This is a genomic window from Microbacterium sp. G2-16M (assembly GCF_055809115.1).
The window spans coordinates 3054817-3071657 of record NZ_CM147897.1; the positions used below are offsets into that span (position 1 = coordinate 3054817).

General features: G+C 72.9%; 18 protein-coding genes. 13 read left to right on the plus strand and 5 right to left on the minus strand.

The window, feature by feature from the left end:
* The first annotated feature begins 44 nt into the window (after positions 1-44).
* From mvaD to AC0L6F_RS14430, 5 genes are read left to right on the plus strand one after another with little or no spacing between them, the layout of a single operon-like run.
* Positions 45-1031, plus strand: a complete 987-nt coding sequence (gene mvaD / locus AC0L6F_RS14410; RefSeq protein WP_473538405.1) for a diphosphomevalonate decarboxylase — start codon at positions 45-47, stop codon at positions 1029-1031.
* A complete protein-coding gene (locus tag AC0L6F_RS14415) occupies positions 1028-2137 on the plus strand; it encodes a phosphomevalonate kinase (RefSeq protein WP_473538407.1) in 1110 nt (369 codons plus the stop codon). Before mvaD ends, AC0L6F_RS14415 begins: the two co-directional genes overlap by 4 nt.
* Positions 2106-3254: a type 2 isopentenyl-diphosphate Delta-isomerase gene (gene fni, locus AC0L6F_RS14420; protein WP_274637262.1), complete on the plus strand. Its 1149-nt coding sequence runs from the start codon at positions 2106-2108 to the stop codon at positions 3252-3254. Before AC0L6F_RS14415 ends, fni begins: the two co-directional genes overlap by 32 nt.
* Positions 3251-4300 carry a hydroxymethylglutaryl-CoA reductase gene (locus AC0L6F_RS14425; protein ID WP_473538408.1) on the plus strand — a complete coding sequence of 350 codons (1050 nt, stop codon included), beginning with the start codon at positions 3251-3253 and terminating at the stop codon, positions 4298-4300. Before fni ends, AC0L6F_RS14425 begins: the two co-directional genes overlap by 4 nt.
* A complete protein-coding gene (locus AC0L6F_RS14430) occupies positions 4297-5526 on the plus strand; it encodes a hydroxymethylglutaryl-CoA synthase (protein ID WP_259613341.1) in 1230 nt (409 codons plus the stop codon). Before AC0L6F_RS14425 ends, AC0L6F_RS14430 begins: the two co-directional genes overlap by 4 nt.
* Positions 5527-5534: 8 nt before the next feature.
* Here AC0L6F_RS14430 and AC0L6F_RS14435 read toward each other — a convergent pair whose 3' ends face one another.
* Together AC0L6F_RS14435 and AC0L6F_RS14440 are read right to left on the minus strand one after the other, a co-directional pair.
* Positions 5535-5942: an SRPBCC family protein gene (locus AC0L6F_RS14435; RefSeq protein WP_473538409.1), complete on the minus strand. Its 408-nt coding sequence runs from the start codon at positions 5940-5942 to the stop codon at positions 5535-5537.
* A complete protein-coding gene (locus AC0L6F_RS14440) occupies positions 5939-6223 on the minus strand; it encodes an ArsR/SmtB family transcription factor (RefSeq protein ID WP_473538410.1) in 285 nt (94 codons plus the stop codon). The genes AC0L6F_RS14435 and AC0L6F_RS14440 overlap by 4 nt, the downstream gene beginning before the upstream one ends.
* A gap of 237 nt (positions 6224-6460) precedes the next feature.
* Here AC0L6F_RS14440 and AC0L6F_RS14445 point away from each other — a divergent pair, with 237 nt between their 5' ends.
* Genes AC0L6F_RS14445 through AC0L6F_RS14465 form a run of 5 tightly spaced genes read left to right on the plus strand, consistent with a single transcriptional unit; the run spans position 6461 to position 10498 of the window.
* Positions 6461-7690, plus strand: a complete 1230-nt coding sequence (locus AC0L6F_RS14445; RefSeq protein WP_473538411.1) for an LCP family protein — start codon at positions 6461-6463, stop codon at positions 7688-7690.
* A 12-nt stretch (positions 7691-7702) separates the two neighbouring features.
* Positions 7703-8500 carry a sulfite exporter TauE/SafE family protein gene (locus AC0L6F_RS14450; RefSeq protein ID WP_274637267.1) on the plus strand — a complete coding sequence of 266 codons (798 nt, stop codon included), beginning with the start codon at positions 7703-7705 and terminating at the stop codon, positions 8498-8500.
* A 9-nt stretch (positions 8501-8509) separates the two neighbouring features.
* Positions 8510-8956 carry an FAS1-like dehydratase domain-containing protein gene (locus AC0L6F_RS14455; protein WP_473538412.1) on the plus strand — a complete coding sequence of 149 codons (447 nt, stop codon included), beginning with the start codon at positions 8510-8512 and terminating at the stop codon, positions 8954-8956.
* Positions 8956-9360, plus strand: a complete 405-nt coding sequence (locus AC0L6F_RS14460) for a MaoC/PaaZ C-terminal domain-containing protein (protein WP_259611397.1) — start codon at positions 8956-8958, stop codon at positions 9358-9360. Before AC0L6F_RS14455 ends, AC0L6F_RS14460 begins: the two co-directional genes overlap by 1 nt.
* 1 nt (position 9361) lies before the next feature.
* The gene (locus AC0L6F_RS14465; RefSeq protein WP_473538413.1) at positions 9362-10498 is read left to right on the plus strand and encodes a UDP-N-acetylmuramate dehydrogenase; all 1137 of its coding nucleotides are present in this window, start codon (positions 9362-9364) and stop codon (positions 10496-10498) included.
* Positions 10499-10630: 132 nt separating this feature from the next.
* Here the strand turns inward: AC0L6F_RS14465 and mftF are convergent, their stop codons facing one another.
* Together mftF and mftE are read right to left on the minus strand one after the other, a co-directional pair.
* A complete protein-coding gene (gene mftF / locus AC0L6F_RS14470) occupies positions 10631-12088 on the minus strand; it encodes a mycofactocin biosynthesis glycosyltransferase MftF (RefSeq protein ID WP_473538414.1) in 1458 nt (485 codons plus the stop codon).
* The gene (gene mftE / locus AC0L6F_RS14475; RefSeq protein ID WP_473538415.1) at positions 12085-12786 is read right to left on the minus strand and encodes a mycofactocin biosynthesis peptidyl-dipeptidase MftE; all 702 of its coding nucleotides are present in this window, start codon (positions 12784-12786) and stop codon (positions 12085-12087) included. Before mftE ends, mftF begins: the two co-directional genes overlap by 4 nt.
* 86 nt (positions 12787-12872) lie before the next feature.
* Here mftE and mftR point away from each other — a divergent pair, with 86 nt between their 5' ends.
* The 3 genes from mftR to AC0L6F_RS14490 all read left to right on the plus strand — a co-directional run bounded on the left by mftR (position 12873) and on the right by AC0L6F_RS14490 (position 15879).
* Positions 12873-13499 carry a mycofactocin system transcriptional regulator gene (gene mftR, locus AC0L6F_RS14480; protein WP_473538416.1) on the plus strand — a complete coding sequence of 209 codons (627 nt, stop codon included), beginning with the start codon at positions 12873-12875 and terminating at the stop codon, positions 13497-13499.
* Positions 13496-14995: a GMC family oxidoreductase gene (locus tag AC0L6F_RS14485; protein WP_473538417.1), complete on the plus strand. Its 1500-nt coding sequence runs from the start codon at positions 13496-13498 to the stop codon at positions 14993-14995. The genes mftR and AC0L6F_RS14485 overlap by 4 nt, the downstream gene beginning before the upstream one ends.
* A gap of 110 nt (positions 14996-15105) precedes the next feature.
* Positions 15106-15879 carry a CmcJ/NvfI family oxidoreductase gene (locus AC0L6F_RS14490; protein WP_274637274.1) on the plus strand — a complete coding sequence of 258 codons (774 nt, stop codon included), beginning with the start codon at positions 15106-15108 and terminating at the stop codon, positions 15877-15879.
* Between the two features lie 17 nt (positions 15880-15896).
* Here AC0L6F_RS14490 and AC0L6F_RS14495 read toward each other — a convergent pair whose 3' ends face one another.
* Positions 15897-16670, minus strand: coding sequence for an IclR family transcriptional regulator (locus tag AC0L6F_RS14495; RefSeq protein WP_274637275.1), 774 nt, complete (start codon positions 16668-16670; stop codon positions 15897-15899).
* Positions 16671-16841: the final 171 nt, after the last annotated feature.

The following is a 16841-nucleotide window of genomic DNA, read 5'->3' on the forward strand; positions in this document are numbered from 1 at the left end:
CCGGGGGCTGCGCGATCCGCAGCATCCGCGCCGTCGGGAACCGCATGAGCACCGCCGTCGCCCACCCGAACATCGCCCTCATCAAGTACTGGGGAAAGCGCGACGACGGCGCGATCCTGCCGCTGACCGGCAGTCTGTCGCTGACCCTGGACGTGTTCCCGACGACCACGACGGTGACCCTGGATGCCGCAGCCGACGGCGATGCGGTGGTCTTCGACGGCGTCGCGGCCACCGGGTCCGCCCCCGCCCGCATCACGGCCTTCCTGGAGATCGTGCGCGCCGCCGCCGGCGTCCGCACCCCGGCCCGGGTCGTCACCCGGAACTCGGTCCCCACCGGCGCCGGACTCGCCTCGTCGGCATCGGGATTCGCGGCGCTGGCCGTCGCCGCCGCCGACGCCTACGGGCTCGGCCTCGACGAGCGCGCGCTGAGCCGGCTCGCCCGCCGCGGATCCGGCTCGGCGTGCCGCTCGATCATCGGCGGCACCGCGATCTGGCATGCCGGCCACGACGACGCCACCTCGTTCGCCGAGGCGGTCCCCTCGCCGGCGCTGGGCATGGTCATCGCGGTGGTGGATGCCGGGGCCAAGGCCGTCTCGAGCCGTGAGGCGATGCAGCGCACGATGCGGACGTCCCCCTACGCCGAGGCCTGGGTGCGCGCGACGGCACAGGACCTGGACGCCATGGTGGACGCCCTCGCCCGCGACGATATGACCGCGATCGGCGAGCTGACCGAGTCGAACGCGCTGCGGATGCACGCCGCGATCATGGGCTCGCGGCCGCCGATCCGCTATCTCGCCCCGCAGAGCATCGCGCTGTTCGACGCCGCCGCGCAGCTGCGCGCCGAGGGGCTGGAGGCGTATGCGACCGCGGACGCCGGCCCGAACGTCGTGCTCGTCTGCCGCGACGCCGACGTCGACGACGTCCGGGATCGCCTGGCCGAACGGGCGCCGACCGTGCAGCTCCTGGCCGCCCACGCCGGTCCCGGGGCGCATCTCGTGCCGGACGCAGCCGGAGCGGAGGCGACGGCGTGATCCGCGCGCAGGCGCCCGGCAAGCTGTTCATCGCCGGGGAGTACGCGGTCGTCGAGCCGGGCGAGCCGGCCGTGCTGGTCGCCGTCGACCGGCACATCACGGTCGAGCTGGACGAGGCGGCCGAACGCGGCAGCATCTCGTCGGGGCAGTACGGTCGCGAGCCGGTCCTGTGGACCCGCGAGGGCGGGGTGGTCGTGCTCGACCAGGATCACCGCCCCTACGACTACGTGCTGTCGGCGATCGCCACGGTCGAGCAGCTGGCCGCCGAGCGGGGCATCGCGCCGCGCTTCTGCGACATCCGCATCTCCAGCCAGCTCGACGACGTGTCCGGGCGCAAGTTCGGGCTCGGCTCGTCCGCGGCCGTCACAGTCGCCACGGTGCGGGCGCTGGATGCCTTCCTCGACCTGCGGCTGACCCCGATGGAGCAGTTCAAGATCGCGCTGATCGCGACCGTGCGCGTCGCGCCCGCCGCCTCGGGCGGGGATGTCGCGGCCAGCGCGTTCGGCGGCTGGATCGCCTACAGCGCCCCCGACCGCGCCCGGGTGCGGGCCGAGGCGGCGGCCGAGGGCGTGCAGGCGCTGCTGGACCGCCCCTGGCCGGGGCTGCGCGTACGGCGCGTGCCCGCCCCGCAGGGGCTCCGGCTGCTGGTGGGCTGGACCGGGCAGCCGGCCTCGACCGAGCGACTCGTCGGCAGCGTGCAGCACCGCAAGGGCGTCGGCGAGAGCCGGTATCGCGAGTTCCTCGACGACAGCCGCAGCGCCGTCGACGAGCTGATCGGCGCCCTGGACGGGCAGGATGCCGCGGCCGCACTGGCAGCGATCGGCCACGCGCGCACCGCGCTGGGCGACCTCGCCCGGCACGCCGGCCTGCAGATCGAGACGCCGGCGCTGACCACGCTGTGCGACACCGCGACCGCGGCCGGGGCGGCCGCGAAGTCGTCCGGGGCCGGTGGCGGCGACTGCGGCATCGTGCTGGCCCCGGCCGGGGCCGACATCCACCGGATGCTGACAGAGTGGGAGCGCAACGACATCCGCCATCTCGATCTGACGGTGCAGCCGGCGTCAGGAGCCATCGATGAACGCGAGCGTGGCGAACAATGGGGATGACGACAGTGAGCAGGGGCGTGGCGAGATGAGCAGTCGGCGCAAGGATCAGCACGTCGACCTCGCCGACGCGCAGCAGGCCGACCGGCCGGCCCGGAACGATTTCGACGACGTCCGGTTCGTCCACCACGCGCTGGCCGGCATCGACCGCGATCGCGTGAGCCTGGCCACCACGTTCGCCGGGATCACCTGGCCGGTTCCGCTGTACGTCAACGGCATGACCGGCGGCAGCCAGCGTACGGCGCAGATCAACCGGTCGCTGGCGATCGCCGCGCGCGAGACCGGTGTGCCCATCGCCTCGGGGTCGATGAGCATCGCGCTGCGCGAGCCCGACACCGCCGACTCGTTCCGCGTGCTGCGCACCGAGAACCCGGACGGGTTCGTCATGGCCAACCTCAGCGCCGACGCGACGCCCGACGACGCGCAGCGCGCCGTCGACCTGCTCGGCGCGGACGCCCTCGAACTGCACGTGAACAGCGTGCAGGAGACCGTGATGCCCGAGGGCAGCCGGGACTTCTCCGCCTGGCCGGCCGCCATCGCCGCGATCGTGGACCGGGTGCCGGTGCCGGTCATCGTCAAGGAGGTCGGGTTCGGCCTGAGCCGGCCCACCCTCGAACGGCTCGCCGACCTGGGGGTGGCGATCGCCGACGTCAGCGGCTCGGGCGGCACCGACTTCGCCCGCATCGAGAACTCGCGTCGCCCCGCGGCCGACTACGCGTTCATGGCCGGATGGGGGCAGTCGGCCGTGTGCAGTCTGCTGGATGCCGCGGCATCCCGCCGCCCGCTGCCGGCGCTCCTGGCCTCGGGCGGGGTGCGCACGCCGCTGGACGTGATGCGGGCCCTCGCCCTCGGCGCCCGTGCCGTGGGCGTCTCGGGCGTGTTCCTGCACACGGTCCTGCACGGGGGAGAGGACGCCCTGATCGAGCTGATCCGGGCGTGGCGGGAGCAGCTCGGGCAGCTGCATGCGCTTCTGGGCGCCGACCGGCCCGCGGCCCTGCCCCGCGCCGACCTGCTCCTGGGCGGGGGCGTGCGGGAGTTCTGCGCGCTGCGCGGCATCGATCCGTCCGGGTACAGCAGACGCAGCGAGGCGCCGGATGCCGGCGGTGAGGAGCGAGCATGAGGGATCACACGGTGGGCAGCGCCCCGGTTCCGATGAAGTGGGTCGGACCGATCGCCGTCAGCGGGAACGTCATGACCGGCAGCCAGGAGGTGCCGCTGGCCACCTACGAGACGCCGCTGTGGCCGTCCGTGGGCCGCGGCGCGAAGATCTCCACCCTGACCGAGCGCGGCATCGTGGCGACGCTGATCGACGAGCGGATGGCGCGGTCCGTGCTGTTCGAGGCCGATGACGCCGGCGTCGCGCTCGCCGCGATGAACACCCTGAACGCGCAGCGCGGCCGGCTGCAGGAGGTCGTCGCCGGGGCCAGCAGGTTCGCCACGCTCATCGACATCCATCACCAGATCGTCGGGAACCTGCTGTTCGTGCGGTTCGAGCTGTCCACCGGGGACGCGTCCGGCCACAATATGGTGACGCTGGCCAGCGACCGGCTGATGGAGCACATCCTGTCCACCGTGCCGGGGCTGCGATACGGCTCGATCTCGGGGAATTACTGCTCGGACAAGAAGGCGACGGCCGTCAACGGCATCCTCGGCCGCGGCAAGAACGTGGTCACCGAACTGCTCATCCCGCGCGAGGTGGTCACCCGCCGACTGCACACCAGCCCCGAGGCGATCGCCGAGCTGAACGTGCGCAAGAACCTGATCGGCACGATCACCGCCGGCGGGCTGCGGTCGGCGAACGCGCACTACGCGAACATGCTGCTCGGCTTCTACCTGGCCACGGGGCAGGACGCCGCGAACATCGTCGAGGGCTCGCAGGGCATCACCCACGCCGAGACCCGCGACGGCGACCTGTACTTCTCGTGCACGCTGCCCAACCTCATCGTGGGAACAGTGGGCAACGGCAAGGACCTGCCGTTCGTGGCCGAGAACCTGGAGCGGCTGGGATGCGCCGAGGAGCGCGAGCCGGGCGAGAACGCGCGCCGCCTTGCCGTGCTGTGCGCGGCCACCGTCCTGTGCGGCGAGCTGTCGCTGATGGCGGCGCAGACCAACCCCGGCGAGCTGATGGCCGCCCACCTGACGATCGAGAGGAAGACGACGAGATGACCGCGACCGGCATGCGGGTCGGCATCCACGATCTCGCGTTCGCGACGACCCATCAGGTCCTGGACCTGCGCACGCTCGCCGAGCACCAGGGCATCGACGTGAACAAGTACTACATCGGCATCGGGCAGACCGAGATGAGCGTGCCCTGCGCCGACGAGGACATCGTCACCATGGGGGCCGAAGCCGCCGCACAGATCGTCGCCCGGCTTCGGGCCGAACAGCAGGCCGAGGACGGGCAGGCCTTCGACGGCATCCGCACCCTCCTGTTCGCCACCGAATCGGGCGTGGACCAGTCGAAGTCGGCCGGCGTGTTCGTGCACTCGCTGCTCGGGCTGGGGGAGCACTGCCGGGTGGTCGAGCTCAAGCAGGCCTGCTACTCGGCGACGGCCGCGCTGCAGTTCGCCCTGGGCATCGTCGCGCGCGATGAGAGCGAGAAGGTGCTCGTGATCGCCAGCGACGTGGCCCGCTACGCCCTGGATTCCAGCGGTGAGCCCACCCAGGGCGCTGCCGCCGTGGCGTTCCTGGTCACCGCCGACCCCGCTCTGATCGAGATCGAGCCGGTCAGCGGCCTGCACACCGACGACATCGACGACTTCTGGCGTCCGAACCACCTGTCCACGGCGTTGGTCGACGGCAAGTACTCGCTGGCCGCGTACCTGCGTGCACTCGAGGGCGCCTGGACCGAGTACCGGTCGCGCGGCGGGGTCGACTTCGAGGCGATCGACCGGTTCTGCTACCACCAGCCGTTCACGAAGATGGCCGTCAAGGCGCACGACAAGCTGAGCGCGCTGGTCGGCTCGCCGCTGGACAAGGACCAGCGGCGGGCGCAGGTGGCGGCCAGTCTGGAGCTGAACCGGCGTACCGGCAACAGCTACACCGCATCGATCTACGTCGGCCTGCTGTCGCTGCTGGAAAGGGATGACGCCGACCTCGCCGGCCGCCGCATCGGGTTCTTCAGCTACGGCTCGGGCAGCGTCTCGGAGTTCTTCACCGGCGTCGTCCGGCCCGGGTACCGCGACGTGCTCCGGACGGCGGCCGACGAGCGGGCCCTCGACGACCGCACCGCGATCGACCACGCCCGCTACCGGGCGCTGCACGAGGGCATCGACGCGGCACAGGGTTCGGACTACGAGACCGCCGCCGAGACACCCGGGCCATTCCGATTCGCGGGCGTCTCGGCCCAGGTGCGGCGCTACGCGCGCACCGCGGGGGGCTCCCCGGCGTGAGCCGCAGGTCAGCCCGCCACGGCGCCGGGCAGGCGATCCAGCACGTCGGTCCACCCCTGCTGAAAGCCATCGCCCACTGCGCGACCCGGCGAGACATGCACCATCGTCACCTCGGTGGTGGACGCATCGATCGCGGTGAACAGCACGGTGATGTGATCGATCTCGGGCTCTCCGTCCCACTGCCAGGTGAAGGCGAGCAGCGAGCCTGGACGGACCGCGGTGTACCGGCCTGACACCCCCACCCCGTCGTACGGCGTGCCGATCCGGTAATCGCCGCCCTCGGTGACGTCCAGCTGGTACGTGGTGTCGGGCCATTGCGGCCACCACCAGCTGCGGAAACGGTCCACCTCGGTCCACCAGGCGAATGCGGTGACGGCATCGCAGCCGACGACGTGGGAGAGCGTGAATGCGCTCATTGTTCCTCCTCCTTCGGTTGCGCGGTGCTCCCTGCGAGCATCGCGAAGCGATTCAGCTGAGCCGACCACATCAGCGTGGTCGACAGCGCCCAGTTCTGCAGCGGCTCCAGGCTTCCCGGAACCAGGGAGAACGTGACCGTGCGACCCTGCTTGCGGCGCGCGACGATGCCCGACTCTGTGAGCAGTGCCAGATGCTTCAGGGTCGCCGGCATGCTCGACCCGATGGTCTCCGCCAGCGCGCTCATCGTCGCCGGCCCCTCCGCGAGGCGGTCGATGAGCATCCGGCGCGGCCGGGATGCTATCGCCGCAGCGACCGCGTCCAGGCGGGCGTCGGCAGTCGGCGGCATTCTGAGACGCTAGCATCACTTAATAGAAAAGTTAAGTGACGTTCTCAAAGGTCGCTTGCAGGACGGGTCCCATAGAATTTCCGGTGCCGCACGGCTGTGCCGACGGCATCCAGCCCCTCCCGCACCCCGCAGCCGGCGTGCGGATGACCGACGGCCCGAGAGGACCCGTGCATGAGCCCGAAGACCCCGCGCGCACCGCTCGCGCGCCACGGGAACCTTCGCTCGCCGCGGCCGATCGCCCAGCTCGGGACGATCGCGGCCGCGGTCTTCGCCGTGCTGGTGCTGAGCCTGGCCGGCACGGCCGCGTTCGCGGGGTGGACCGCGGTGAGCACGATCCACGACAACGCGGTCGCGCTGGAATCCGCGCAGCCGCTGCCGCCGTCGATCGGGCAGATCGAGGGCGGGGTGAACCTGCTGATGGTGGGCACCGACTCGTGCGAGGGGCAGGACCTGAAGCTGTTCCCGCGCTGCGCGCACGACGACGGGGGCGAGCGCAACGACGTCACGATGCTCATCCACATCGGCGACAACCCGCGCCGGGTCACGGTCGTCTCGTTCCCGCGCGACATGATCGTGCCCATCCCGTCGTGCCCGTCCGCCAGCGGCGGCCGCTACTCGGCGATGAGCGCGCAGATGCTCAACGTGTCGTACTCGTACGGGGGGCTGGCCTGCACGGCCCTGACGATCCAGGAGCTGACCGGCGTCGACATCCAGTTCGCCGCCGCGATCCGCTGGACCGGCGTCATCCACATGTCCGACGCGATCGGCGGCGTGGACGTCTGCGTGGCCGGCGACATCAACGACAAGAACACCGGGCTGCACCTGAAGGCCGGCGAGCACACGCTGGTGGGAGCCGAGGCGCTGCAGTTCCTGCGGATCCGGCACGGCATCGGCGACGGTTCGGACCTCGGCCGCATCTCGAACCAGCAGCAGTTCATGTCGTCGCTGGTGCGCAAGCTGCAGTCCGGGGGCGTGTTCGGCGATCCGACCAAGCTGTTCTCGCTGGCCACGACCGCCATCCAGCAGGTGTCCGAGAAGCAGCTCGTGCTCGACCAGAACCTGGCCAATCCCACGCGCATGGTGCAGATCGCGATGGCGCTGAAGTCGGTGCCGTACAAGGACATCGTGTTCGTGCAGTACCCGACCGAGTACGACGCCGCCAACGACGACCGCGTGCTGCCGGTGACGGGGGCCGCCGACACCCTGTTCGCCGCGCTCAAGGCGAACAAGGCGCTGAACCTCACCGGCAAGGCCGGAGTGGGCGTGAACGCGGAAGGCGCCGCCCCGGGTGAGGCGACCCCCGCCCCGACCGACTCGCCGAACCCGGACTCCGTCGATCTGCCCGGCGTCATCACCGGGACCACGGCCGCACAGACGACCTGCACCCGACCGCAGCAGTAGGCTCGACTCTCGATGAGCACGAGCCGACACCGCCCCCGATCCCTCCTCCTGTTCGTCGCCATCGGGCTCGGGGCGGGGCTGCTGTCGGGACTGTTCGGAGTCGGGGGCGGCACGGTCATCGTCCCGCTGCTGACGATCTTCGCCCGATTCGAGCACCGGCTGGCCGCCGGCACCTCGCTGGCGGCGATCGTGCCGATCGCGACGGTCGGCGTCATCTCCTACGCCGTCCACGGCGCGGTCGCCTGGGTGCCGGCCCTGATCCTGGCCGCGGCCGCCGTCGTGGGGGCGCAGCTGGGCACCTGGCTGCTGGCCCGGCTGCCGGTCACGGCGCTGCGGTGGGCGTTCGTCGCGTTCCTCGGCGTGGTGATGGTCGGCCTGTTCCTGGTCGTCCCGTCCCGTGACGCGCAGCTCGAGCTGAGCCTGGGGAGCATCCTCGGACTGATCGGGACCGGCCTGGTGACCGGCGTCCTCTCCGGTGTGCTCGGAGTCGGCGGCGGCGTGATCATCGTCCCGGCGCTGATGCTCGGCTTCGGCGCCAGCGACCTGATCGCGAAGGGCACGTCCCTGGCGATGATGATCCCGACGGCCGTCTCGGGCACGATCGGCAACCTGCGCCGCGACAACGTCGACCTGGTCGCGGCGATCCTGCTCGGTGCCGCCGCGTGCACGACGACCGCGTTCGGCGCGTGGATCGCCACGCTCCTGGACCCCGTCTTGGCGAACGTCCTGTTCGCGGCGTTCGTCCTGTTCATCGCGGTGCAGATGGGGTACAAGGCCGTGACCGGGCGGGGGCGCAGCGCCGGTCGATAGACTGGCCCGGTGCCAGTGAACCCCGATCTCGTCGGCCGCGCCTTCGCTCCGACCGCGCCGTATCTGGTCGGACGCGAGAAGGTGCGCGAGTTCGCCCGCGCCGTGTTCGCCACCGACCCGCAGCACACCGACCCCGACGCCGCCCGCGCGCTCGGCTACCCGGATGTGGTGGCTCCGCCGACGTTCGCGATGGTGATCCAGGACCTCACGCTGCAGCAGCTGCTGGCCGAGCCCGACTCGGGGATCGCGCTGGAGCGCACGATCCACGCCGAGCAGCGCTTCCGCTACACCCGCCCGATCACCGCCGGCGACGAACTGGTCGGGCAGCTGTCGATCACCGGACTGCGCGCCATCGGCAAGGGGGCGATGGTCACCAGCGAGGCGGAGATCACGGATGCCGCAGGCCAGCACGTCGTGACCGCGACATCCGTCCTGCTGATCGGAGGAGACGAGTGATGACCGAGCTCGCCGTCGGCGATGTGGTCGCCGAGCGCACCGTCCACCTGGACCGGACCGCGCTCGTGCGCTATGCCGGGGCATCCGGGGACTTCAACCCGATCCACTACCGCGACGACGTCGCCGCGCGGGTCGGACTGCCCGGCGTGCTCGCGCACGGGATGCTGACCATGGGCCTGGCCGTCGAGACGATCGTGCCGTGGCTGGGCGATGCCGGCCGCATCCTCGAGTACGGCGTGCGGTTCACCCGCCCGGTCGTCGTCGACGCCGAGACCGGCGCCGACGTGACGGTCGTGGCGAAGATCGGCCTCGTGGATGCGGAGGGGCTGCGCGTCGATCTGACCGTCACGCATGCCGACACCACCGTCCTGGGCAAGGCCCAGGTGCGCGTGCGGCGGGACTGACGTGCCCGAGGTGCCTCCCGTGCCGCTGTCGCGGCTGACCACGCTGCGCACAGGCGGCACGCCTGCGCGCATGATCGACGCGCATACGACCGCCGAGCTCGTCGACGCGCTGCGCGAGACCTGGGCCGACGGCGACGACTGGTTCGTGCTCGGCGGCGGGTCGAACCTGTTCATCGGCGACGAGCCGTTCGACGGCACCGTGGTGCGGATCCTCACCTCCGGCATCGACCGCATCCCGTCGCCGCGGCCCGGCTTCGCCCGCCTCCGGGTGCAGGCGGGGCACGACTGGGACGAGGTCGTCGCGTCGGCGGTCGCCCAGGGGCTCGGCGGGATCGAGGCGCTGTCGGGGATCCCGGGGGCGGCCGGGGCCGCCCCGGTGCAGAACGTCGGCGCGTACGGTCAGGAGATCGTCCAGACCCTCGTGGAGGTCGAGCTGATCGACGAGGACACCGGCGAGGTCTCGGTGGTTCCGGCATCCGATCTGGGGCTGGGCTTTCGCACCTCGGTGCTGAAGCGGCACGAGGGATCGGTGCCGCTGCGGTCGGCGGTCATCCTCTCGCTCACCCTCGAACTGGAGGAGCGGGCGGATGCTGCGCGCCCGGTCGCCGGTGCGCAGTTGCGCACCGCCCTGGGCATCGGCCCCGACGAAGAGGTCACCCTCGCGTGGATCCGCGAGCAGATCATCGCGATCCGCCGGCGCAAGGGGATGGTGCTCGACCCGGCCGACCCGGACACCGCCAGTGCCGGATCGTTCTTCCAGAACGCGATCGTCACGGCCGCGTTCGCCCGGACGCTGCCCGCCGAGTGCCCGCGCTGGTCGGTGGCGCCGGATCCCCAGCCGGCCCGCGTCATCCCGCTGGACGAGTACGTCGGCCTCGCCCCGGTCGAGCCCCGTCCGGAGTCGGATGTGAAGGTCAGCGCGGCATGGCTGATCGAGCATGCGGGGTTCGGCAAGGGGTTCCGTCTGCCGCGCTCGCGCGCGGCGCTGTCGGGCAAGCACGCCCTGGCCCTGACCAACCGCGGGGGCGCCAGCGCCGCCGAGCTGGCCGAGCTGGCGCGCTTCATCCGCGGCCGCGTCGCCGCGGAGTTCGGTCTGGTCCTCCAGCCCGAGCCCGTGCTGGTGGGCGTGGAGCTGTAGCGCGGACGCTCGCCCGCGCTCACCCGCCCGCCCTGTTGCCGAAATCGTACGATCCGGCCGAGTGCACATCAATCTCGGCCAAGAATGATGTGCACTCGGCCAAATCGTACGATTTCGAGGTGATATCGGGGGTCAGCGCCCGGGGGCTGTGGGGCGCGTCGGGCGCAGCTCAGCCCGCAGCGCGCGGAAGCGGCCGCGGCGTATGCACCCCCACCACACCCCGGCGCCGTACGCGATGTCATCGAGCCGCCGGGCGAGGGTGAACCGGACGATGTCGAGGTCGGCGCGCAGGCGGCGGTGCTCGACCACCGCGTCCGCGACCGCGGCCGCCCCGATCAGCCAGCGCGCGCGGCGCGAGACCACGGCGGCGGCCAGGCCCACCGGCCACCAGTGCCGCAGCGCGAGCGCCGAGACCTGGGTCACCGCCGACAGGACGCCGCCGCCGACCAGGCGCAGCGGCAGCATCCGCGCCTCCGGACCGGTGCCCAGCCGGCGACCGAGCCGCACCGCGGCGACCGCGCTGATCCCGGCGGCGACCGGGATCGACCACCACCGGGCGCAGCACAGCGCCGCGACCACTCCCGCCGACCAGGGGCGGAGGATCGCGGGCGGGATCGCGTGCGGATGCCGGTCGGCCAGGGCCGCCGCCCCCGTGCCGTAGAAGAACTTGCGACCGAACCAGGCGGCGGCCGTGCGGCGGTGCTCGTGCGCGACCACGACCCGCGGCTCGTAGCGGATGCGCCATCCCGCCTCGTCCAGCCGCCACACCAGGTCGACGTCCTCGGCCACCCGCATCCCATCGGTGAACCCGTCCGAGAGCGCATCGACCCGGGCCACCAGACACGTCGACGACAGCCACGACACCGGCGACCGCGGACGCACGAGCGCCGCCCGCCCGCCGAGGTCCACCGACGACCGGGCGTTCTCATACCGCGAGATCCAGGTGCCCCCGGGCATGCCGGCGACGCGCGGGCCCACCAGCGCCAGCCGCGGGTCGACGAAGTGCCGCAGCATCCGCTCCAGCGCCTCGGCGGTGACCTCGACGTCCGAGTCGACGAACGCGACGAACGGCGTGTCCGCGTGCTGCAGCCCGTGGTTGCGCGCGGTCGCCGGGCCGGCGTTGCGCGGCAGGCGCAGGCAGCGGGCTCCGGCGTGCTCGACGATGCCGCGCAGCTCGGATGCCGCCGGCTCGGCCGTGCCGTCGTCCACGACGAGAACTCGCAGACCGTGCAGGCCGGCCAGCACCCGCCGCAGCGCCGCGGATCGGCCGTGCACGGGGATCACCACGGTGAGCGCATCCAGGTCGGCCGGCGGCAGCCGATCCGGGTCGGGGTGGGCGATGCCGGAGTCGAGCAGTCGCTCCGCCAGCCGAATCGAGGCGGGGTCGGATGCCGTCAGCCCGCCGTCGCCGAGGAGACGTGCCGCCGTCGAGCTCAGCCGGAGCACGCGCGTGGGAGCGCCCCCGACCAGGACCCGCCCGCCGGCGTAGCGCCAGACGTCCGTGCCGATCGTCAGCGTCGTGCCGAGGGGAAGGCCGGCCCCGGCATCCGTCCCGCGGCCACCCGCGGCATCCGTCCTGCGGCGCGTCACGGCGTGGCCGCCGTGGCCGTCGCCGCGACCGCCTGCGCGACCTCGCGCGCCATCCGCTCCAGCAGCGCGGCGCCCTCGGCCGCCGATGCTCCGGCCGGATCACCCAGCACCCCGCTGGGTGACACGGCCCGCACGCCCTCGGCCCGCAGCCGCGGCAGCAGGTCCGCCAGCGGTGCCGTCCGGCCGGCCCGGGCGGCCCCCAGATCCACGCGCTCCGGCGCGAGGTGCAGCATCAGGCTGGTCTCGGCCCGCCCCGCGTGCACATCGCCGTGCCGGCACGGCTGCCATGATGCCGCGCATCCCTCGTCCACCAGCTGCGCGACCGCCGCCCGCACGGCGTCGAGATTGCCGCCGTGCCCGTTGACGAACACCAGCCGGGCGGCCCACGTGCGCGCCGAGCGGCCGAGCTCGATCAGGGCGTGGGCGAGCGCCTCGGTGCCGATCGAGATGGTCCCCGGAAAATCCTGATGCTCGCCGCTGGCGCCGTAGGCCAGGGCCGGCGCGACGCGCACCTCCGGTGCGCACCGCGCGGCCGCCCGGGCGCACACGGCGGCCGCGATGAGGGTGTCCACGTCCAGCGGCAGATGCGGCCCGTGCTGCTCGGTCGCCCCGACCGGCACGAGCACGGTCAGGCCCGCCGGCACCGCCGGCCACGGCGCATCGGCCAGGGCCCGGGTCGGCACGGCGGGAGCGTCCATGGGCTACTGTCCTCCTTGAGAGTCGCCGTGCGATGTCGCTGCGGATGCAGTTTACTGGCATCGAGTGCCATAGAGAAGGGATGCCGGTGAGCGATCCGACCGCGACCCGCGCGCGCCGCGGACGCGCGCCGGCGACCTCGCGCGGCGAACTGGAGCGGATCGGGCTCGACCTGTTCATCGCGCGCGGCTTCGACGCGGTCACCGTGGACGACATCGCCGAGGCGGCCGGCATCGGGCGGCGCACGTTCTTCCGCTACTTCCCTTCGAAGAACGACCTCGCCTGGGGGGACTTCGACGCACTGCTGGCCCAGTTCCGCTCCCGACTGGATGCCGCGCCCGCCGACCAGCCGGCGATCGAGGCGGTCCGCGCCGCCGTGCACGCGTTCAACGAGGTGCCCGCCGACGAGCTGCCGCGCCATCGACATCGCATGCGCATCCTGCTGACCACTCCCGAGCTGGTGGCGTACTCGACGGTGCGCTACGCCGACTGGCGCGCGGTGATCGCCGGCTTCGTCGCCCGCCGACGCGGCGTGCCCGCCCACGCCGCACTGCCGCAGGCGGTCTCGTGGGCGTGTCTGGGCATCTCGCTGTCGGCCTACGAGCAATGGCTGAAGGCACCGGACAGCGACCTGCTGGCCACCATCGGCTCGTCCTTCCGCGGACTGCGGGATGTCTTCTCCGGCGTCGCCTGGGAGGACGGTGCGCAGCCGTGAGCACCCGCCGCATCGTCGTCGTCGGGGGCGGGGGCTCGGGCATCCCGATCGCGGCGCGACTGGGCGCCGTCGGTCACGACGTGATCGTGCTCGAGGCCGGCCCGGCGGCGCCGGCGGAACCGGCGTGGACGGTGCGCGGCGGCGTGCCGGACTCACTCCTCACCCGCACCTACGACGCCGAGCTGTGGCCCGGGCGCCCGTGGCGCATCGCGCGGGGCCGCACGCTGGGCGGCAGCACCGCCGTCAACGGCGTTTCGTTCCAGCGGCCGCATCCCGACGACTTCGCGGCCTGGGCTGCGCTCGCCGGACCCGAGTGGACGTACACCGCCTGCCTGCCCGCCCTGCGCCGGCTGGAAGCGGATCAGGACTTCCCGGACGATCCCGTGCACGGCGATTCCGGACCCATGCCGGTGAGCCGGGACGGCGCGGACGAGCCGCTCACGCGCGCGTTCCTGGCCGCGTCGGTCGCGGCGGGCGCGACCGCAGAGCCGGACAAGAACGGCGGCGGTCCGTCCGGCGCGGGTCCGCTGCCGCGCAACGTCAGCACCGGCGGCGAGCCGCAGCGGTGGAGCGTCGCCCGCGGCTACGGACGGATGCTGCGGGCAGCATCCGTCGAGGTCCGCACCGGCGTGGAGGTGCATCGCGTCCGATTCCGCGGACGCACCGCGATCGGGGTGGAGACCGTCGCCGACGGCACGCCGGGCTTCGTCGCGGCGGACGAGGTGATCCTGGCCGGCGGCGCCGTCGAGACGCCACGGCTGCTCCTGCGATCCGGGATCGGGGATGCCTCCGACCGCGACCCGACCGCGCCGCCCATCGCCGATCGGAGCGGCGTCGGCCGCAATCTCTCCGACCATGCCGCGATCGACCTCCCGTGGCGCCCCCGGCCCGGCGCGGCATCCGCCACCGCAGCCTGGACCGCGGCCTGGAACGTGCCGGCCGGCTTCGCGGCGTCATCTGCGCTCGAGCTGCTGTTCGCCGCCCTGCCGACGGCGGTGATCGTGACCGGCGATCGCGCCGCCGGCGGCCCGCACGAGCTGCGCGTCCTGCTCGGCCAGCCGATCGCCCGCGGACGCGTCGGGATCGGCCCCGGGCCCGCCGTCTGCTACGGCTACCTGACGGACGGGCGCGACATCCGCGCGCTGCGCGACGGCGTCCGGCTCGCGGCACAGGTGCTGCGCTCGCCCGAGATGGCCGAGGTGGTGGCCGACGCGACGATCCCGGCATGGGTGGATGCCGCGGCCGACCCGGGTGCGGAGGACGCCGAGCGCTGGCTGCGCGACCGCCTGGCCACCGCGCTGCACTCGTGCGGGACGGCGCGGATGGGGGCCGCGGACGACCCGGATGCCGTGGCCGACGCGCACGGCCGCGTCCACGGCACGACCGGACTGCGCATCGCCGACGCGTCGCTGGTGCCGGTGGTGCCGACGCGGGGCACCGCGCTGCTGGCGGTCATGCTCGGCGAGCGGATCGCCGAGCTGATCGCGCAGGAGTGATCCGGCTCGCGTTTCCGTCTCATGGAACCGGGCCTCAGCCGACTCGGGCCGCTCAGTACGCTGGCCGCTCGGATGCGTCGCGGACGCGGCATCCAGCGAGGGGGCGAGAGATGCGCGGAGACCCGCCGAACACGGTCCCGGCCGTGGCCGGGGTGATCAACTACCTGGCGGCGGACGAGCCGCTGCCGCGCCCCGCCGATGCGCTGTACGACGCGTACGCCCTGCAGGTGCACGACGCCCGCGCCGTGCACCGTCCGTTCAGCTTGGAGCGCAACGGGTTCGAGCTGGTGCACTGGCCGAGCGCCGTCGACGACTTCACCGATCCGGGCCAGATCGAGCGGACCTACGCGACCGAGGTGGAGGACTTCGTCGCCGCGCGGCTGGGCGCTTCACGGGTCGCGCTGCTGGGGGCGTGTCTGGAGGATGCCGCCGAGATGGAGCGCGGCGGCGCCCAGGAGCCGCCCGTCGCCCACGTCGAGCTCACCGCCGAAGACGCCCTCGTCCAGGCCCGCCGGACCCACGCCGCCCGCTTCCCGGAGGCACCGCCCTTCCGCCGGGCCGTGACCACCGTCTGCTGGCGCTCGATCACCCCCGCCCCGCAGGACTGGCCGCTCGCGGTGTGCGACTACCGCAGCGTGCCGGACGACGACGGCGTCGCCGACGGCGCGCGCCAACCGCAGGGCACCCGCTTCCAGTTCCGGCCCACCCACCGGTGGTACGTCTACCCGGACATGACGCCGGACGAGGTGCTGTTCTTCGTGGTGCACGACAGCGACCACTCCCGCCCCTGGCGGGTCATGCACACCGTGTTCCTGGACGCGCAGGCGCGGGCATCCGAGCCGCGGCGCAGCCTCGAGTTCCGCTCCATCGCCTACTTCGACTGATCGCCCCCGCGCGGCCGTCAGCGCGCTGCGGCGCGGGCGGCTTCGGGCATCCGGCGGGCCGATGGAGCGCCGAGATGGCGCGAGATCGCGCGGGCCGTGGTGGTCAGGGCCGGCAGGACGGCGCCCGGCGACCAGTTCTCGCGATCCAGGGTGACGCTCAGCGCGGCGATCACGCGGTCGCGCGGTCCGCGGATGGCCACCGCCACCGCCACCGCGTCCTGTGTGATCGACTCGTCCACGATGGCGACGCCGGTGCGTCGCACCTCGGCGAGCACCCGCCGCAGCTCGAACGGGTCGGTGACCGTCTTGCGCGTGTACTTCTGCAGCGGCATCCCCAGCACCTCTTCCTGGAAGGGCTGCGGCGCGTGGGCGAGCAGCACCTGGCCGGTCCCGGTCGCGTGCAGCGGCCAGCGGCCGCCGAGCCGGCTGAGCACCCTCGCGCCGCCGCGGGCGCGCAGGTACTCCACGTACACGGTGTCGTACCCGTCGCGGACGGCCAGGTGGACGCACGCGTTCAGCGCCGCCTGCAGGTCGCCGAGGTGGGGCAGCGCCACCTCGCGCAGGCGCAGGCCCTGGGGCTCGAGCGAGCCCAGTTCGAGCACCCGCATCCCGATCGCGTAGCGTCCCTCGGCGGAGCGCTCGAGCGCACCCCACTGGCGCAGCTCGCCGACCAGGCGATGCGCGGTGCTGAGACTGAGACCGGCCCGCCGGCTGATCTCGCTCAGGGTGAGCACCAGGTGCTCCTCGTCGAATGCGTCCAGCACGGCGAGCACGCGCTGGGCCGCGGTCATCTGACCACAGGCCTCGGCGCGATCGGGCTGTGCGGAACGGGCGGATCGAATCGAACTCACGGACATCGTCGGCCTACCTCCGGAACGTCGTCGTCTCCCAGAGCGGGGGGTTCCCCCATGATCGGCGACGTCCCTTCGGAGATAGTCAAATCATTCCACCAGGCGGAAGGA

Bases quoted from the DNA above. Each gene is read 5' to 3' on its own strand.
- mvaD (WP_473538405.1), top strand. From the start codon at position 45: ATGAGCACCGCCGTCGCCCACCCGAACATCGCCCTCATCAAGTACTGG.
- fni (WP_274637262.1), top strand. From the start codon at position 2,106: ATGAACGCGAGCGTGGCGAACAATGGGGATGACGACAGTGAGCAGGGG.
- AC0L6F_RS14425 (WP_473538408.1), top strand. From the start codon at position 3,251: ATGAGGGATCACACGGTGGGCAGCGCCCCGGTTCCGATGAAGTGGGTC.
- AC0L6F_RS14430 (WP_259613341.1), top strand. From the start codon at position 4,297: ATGACCGCGACCGGCATGCGGGTCGGCATCCACGATCTCGCGTTCGCG.
- AC0L6F_RS14435 (WP_473538409.1), bottom strand. From the start codon at position 5,942: ATGAGCGCATTCACGCTCTCCCACGTCGTCGGCTGCGATGCCGTCACC.
- AC0L6F_RS14440 (WP_473538410.1), bottom strand. From the start codon at position 6,223: ATGCTCATCGACCGCCTCGCGGAGGGGCCGGCGACGATGAGCGCGCTG.
- AC0L6F_RS14445 (WP_473538411.1), top strand. From the start codon at position 6,461: ATGAGCCCGAAGACCCCGCGCGCACCGCTCGCGCGCCACGGGAACCTT.
- AC0L6F_RS14450 (WP_274637267.1), top strand. From the start codon at position 7,703: ATGAGCACGAGCCGACACCGCCCCCGATCCCTCCTCCTGTTCGTCGCC.
- AC0L6F_RS14460 (WP_259611397.1), top strand. From the start codon at position 8,956: ATGACCGAGCTCGCCGTCGGCGATGTGGTCGCCGAGCGCACCGTCCAC.
- mftE (WP_473538415.1), bottom strand. From the start codon at position 12,786: ATGGACGCTCCCGCCGTGCCGACCCGGGCCCTGGCCGATGCGCCGTGG.
- AC0L6F_RS14490 (WP_274637274.1), top strand. From the start codon at position 15,106: ATGCGCGGAGACCCGCCGAACACGGTCCCGGCCGTGGCCGGGGTGATC.
- AC0L6F_RS14495 (WP_274637275.1), bottom strand. From the start codon at position 16,670: ATGACCGCGGCCCAGCGCGTGCTCGCCGTGCTGGACGCATTCGACGAG.